Below are 4105 nucleotides of genomic sequence, written 5' to 3'. Positions count from 1 at the left end.
AACGCGTAAGAGGGCAAACCACTAGTTTACTAGTGGGGTTGTAGGACTGCAACATAGACTAAATTTAGCTAATAGAATGATCTGGAAAGGTCAAGCATAGAGGGTGATACTCCCGTATATGAAAGCTTTATTTTACTTAGCAGTATCCTGAGTAGGGCGGAACACGTGATATTCTGTCTGAATCTGGGTAGACCACTATCCAACCCTAAATACTACTACTAGACCGATAGTGCACAAGTACCGTGAGGGAAAGGTGAAAAGAACTGAGGTGATCAGAGTGAAATAGAACCTGAAACCATTTGCTTACAATCATTCAGAGCACGATTCTTTATGACGTGTGATGGACTGCCTTTTGCATAATGAGCCTGCGAGTTGTGGTGTCTGGCGAGGTTAAGGAAACCCGGAGCCGTAGCGAAAGCAAGTCTTAATAGGGCGTTTAGTCAGATGCTGCAGACCCGAAACGATGTGATCTATCCATGAGCAGGTTGAAACTGGTGTAAGAACCAGTGGAGGACCGAACCCGCTAGCGTTGAAAAGCTATGGGATGACTTGTGGATAGGGGTGAAAGGCCAATCAAACATCGTGATAGCTGGTTCTCTCCGAAATATATTTAGGTATAGCGTCATGTAGTAGCTATAAGGGGTAGAGCACTGAATGGGCTAGGGCATACACCAATGTACCAAACCCTATCAAACTCCGAATACTTATAGTGTAATCATGGCAGTCAGGCGGCGAGTGATAAAATCCGTCGTCGAGAGGGGAACAACCCAGACTAACAGCTAAGGTCCCTAAATCTCATTTAAGTGGAAAACGATGTGAAGTTACTGAAACAACCAGGAGGTTGGCTTAGAAGCAGCCATCCTTTAAAGAAAGCGTAATAGCTCACTGGTCTAGTGATTTTGCGCGGAAAATATAACGGGGCTAAAATGAGTACCGAAGCTTTAGATAGTGTCTATGATTATTTATACTAGCTTGTCTTTCGAGCGTCTTTAAATGAGCTTGAAATTTTCTCAATCGATAGCCTTTATGGCTTATCTCGATCGAAAATTTCATTGCAACATTTAAATCCATCTCGAAATACTTCGCTTAATCCGTTTTTTAGATTTGATTCTTGGATTAAATTTTTATTCAATTGCTCTAATCAAAAGATAGATTAAACGTAAAATATGACAAGCTTAAAAAGAGTATGAATACTCATAGACACTGTGGTAGGAGAGCGTTGCATTCAGCATTGAAGGTGTACCGGTAAGGAGCGCTGGAGCGGATGCAAGTGAGCATGCAGGCATGAGTAGCGATAATTAATGTGAGAATCATTAACGCCGTAAACCCAAGGTTTCCTACGCGATGCTCGTCATCGTAGGGTTAGCCGGGTCCTAAGCAAAGTCCGAAAGGGGTATGCGATGGAAAATTGGTTAATATTCCAATGCCAACTATGATGTGCGATGGAAGGACGCTTAAGGTTAGAGGAGCCAGCGGATGGAAGTGCTGGTCGAAAGGTGTAGGTTGAAATTCAGGCAAATCCGAATTTCTTTATCCGAGACCCCACAGGCATTTGAAGTTCTTCGGAATGGATAGTGAATCCTTGATACCATCGAGCCAAGAAAAGTTTCTAAGTTTAGTTATAGTTGCCCGTACCGTAAACCGACACAGGTGGGTGGGATGAGTATTCTAAGGCGCGTGGAAGAACTCTCTTCAAGGAACTCTGCAAAATAGCACCGTATCTTCGGTATAAGGTGTGCCTAACTTTGTGAAGGATTTACTCCGTAAGCATTGAAGGTTATAACAAAGAGTCCCTCCCGACTGTTTACCAAAAACACAGCACTCTGCTAACACGTAAGTGGATGTATAGGGTGTGACGCCTGCCCGGTGCTCGAAGGTTAATTGATGACGTTAGCTCTGCGAAGCGTTTGATCGAAGCCCGAGTAAACGGCGGCCGTAACTATAACGGTCCTAAGGTAGCGAAATTCCTTGTCGGTTAAATACCGACCTGCATGAATGGCGTAACGAGATGGGAGCTGTCTCGAAGAGGGATCCAGTGAAATTGTAGTGGAGGTGAAAATTCCTCCTACCCGCGGCAAGACGGAAAGACCCCGTGGACCTTTACTACAGCTTGACACTGCTATTGGGATAAAAATGTGCAGGATAGGTGGGAGGCTTTGAGCTATAGACGCCAGTTTATAGTGAGCCGTTGTTGAGATACCACTCTTTTTTATTCTGATAGCTAACTAGCTTGAGTTATCCTCAAGTAGGACAATGTCTGGTGGGTAGTTTGACTGGGGCGGTCGCCTCCCAAAATGTAACGGAGGCTTACAAAGGTTGGCTCAGAACGGTTGGAAATCGTTCGCAGAGTATAAAGGCAAAAGCCAGCTTAACTGCGAGACATACACGTCAAGCAGAGACGAAAGTCGGTCTTAGTGATCCGGTGGTTCTGTGTGGAAGGGCCATCGCTCAAAGGATAAAAGGTACCCCGGGGATAACAGGCTGATCTCCCCCAAGAGCTCACATCGACGGGGAGGTTTGGCACCTCGATGTCGGCTCATCGCATCCTGGGGCTGGAGCAGGTCCCAAGGGTATGGCTGTTCGCCATTTAAAGCGGTACGCGAGCTGGGTTCAGAACGTCGTGAGACAGTTCGGTCCCTATCTGCCGTGGGCGTAAGAAGATTGAGGAGAGTTGACCCTAGTACGAGAGGACCGGGTCGAACCAACCACTGGTGTACGAGTTGTCCTGCCAAGGGCACCGCTCGGTAGCTAAGTTGGGATGTGATAAGAGCTGAAAGCATCTAAGCTCGAAGCCAACTCCAAGATGAATCTTCTTTTAAGAGCTCAATTAGACTAATTGTTTGATAGGCTGGGTGTGTAATGGATGAAAGTCCTTTAGCTGACCAGTACTAATAGCTCGTCTGCTTATCTTTATAAGCATCACTTCCTTGTTAAGGATAAATTTTACTTCGTATCTTTACACTATACTTCGTTGTTTATTTCGTAAATCGCGGTCACTACCGATAAGGTAGCTCCCTTATTTACTCAATAAACGCCTCGTCTAGCATAAAACTACTCGTAAAATCATTTAGCATTAGAATTGATAAGATTTCTAATCTAAATTTATATCCCAAACAAGACCTTGTTTTTATCATTGAAACATCGCTTTGACTTTTAACAATAAAAGTAGTGTTAAATAAATAAATTGCGAAAACTTAAATTTAGGTTGAGCCTTAACATGACAAGGTGAAGTATTTTTTTGTTAGACGAGGCGAAATTTTACGAGGCAAGGGAGTTACCGTGTTGGTAATGACCGCAGCTGAGTAAAATTTTAACGAAGTATAGCAAAAAAAGACAAGCCGCTAATTTATTTATTTAACACTGCCCGTGGCTATACAGACGAGGAAACGCCTTGCTCCATCTCGAACCAAGAAGCTAAGCTCGTCATGGCTGATGATACTCTCCCTTACTGGGATGTCGGAAAAGTAGGTCGCTGCGGGCTTTGTTATTTATACTAAACTTTCTTTCATAAATAATAATCTTTAATAACTTGACTCAAATGATAAAACTATAAAAATTTGATCCATATAATATAAAAATACTCATAAAATATAAATTCGTTCTACCTTCTATATGTAAATTTATGATTGCTATGCTAAAATCACTCCTCAATTCAAATCAAAGGAACAAACATGAATAAGGTATTATTGTCATTGATAGCTACTGCTTCATTAGCATTGGCAGCTGTAAATTTAAACACTGCTACTAAAGAGGAGCTCATGAGCTTGGATGGTATAGGAAGCTCTAAGGCAGATGCCATAATAGAATATAGAAAGGCAAACAAATTTAACTCCATAGAAGATCTAAAGAAAGTAAATGGCATAGGCGACAAGACATATGAAAATTTAAAATCGGATATTTCTACCTCAGGAGATACGAGCATAAAAGAAAAAGCTAAAAAACAAAAAGATAAAGTAAAAGAGACCAAAGAAAAAATAAAAAGCAAAGCAGAAGATAAAAGTAAAGACATGAAAGAAGATACGAAGAGCAAGACTAAAAAGATGAAAGAGAAGATGATAGGGTAGTATAGAATAGATATAAAAGAGTAGTGAAATAGGGGGGGGGG

General features: G+C 42.0%; 1 protein-coding gene and 2 rRNA genes. All 3 read left to right on the top strand.

Annotated features, from left to right (window positions below; genetic code table 11):
- Positions 1-2912 (top strand): 23S ribosomal RNA (locus HMPREF1139_RS00030); the annotation flags it as partial.
- Positions 2913-3362: 450 nt separating this feature from the next.
- A 5S ribosomal RNA gene (gene rrf / locus HMPREF1139_RS00025) occupies positions 3363-3481 on the top strand.
- A 190-nt stretch (positions 3482-3671) separates the two neighbouring features.
- Complete coding sequence (locus HMPREF1139_RS12040; RefSeq protein WP_156795001.1) at positions 3672-4064, top strand: ComEA family DNA-binding protein; 393 nt, start codon at positions 3672-3674, stop codon at positions 4062-4064.
- Positions 4065-4105: the final 41 nt, after the last annotated feature.

This window comes from Campylobacter sp. FOBRC14, assembly GCF_000287855.1.
GTDB classification, from domain to species: Bacteria; Campylobacterota; Campylobacteria; order Campylobacterales; family Campylobacteraceae; genus Campylobacter_A; species Campylobacter_A curvus.
The sequence above is the reverse complement of the archived record's forward strand: the minus strand, read 5'-3'. Positions and strand labels throughout refer to the sequence as shown.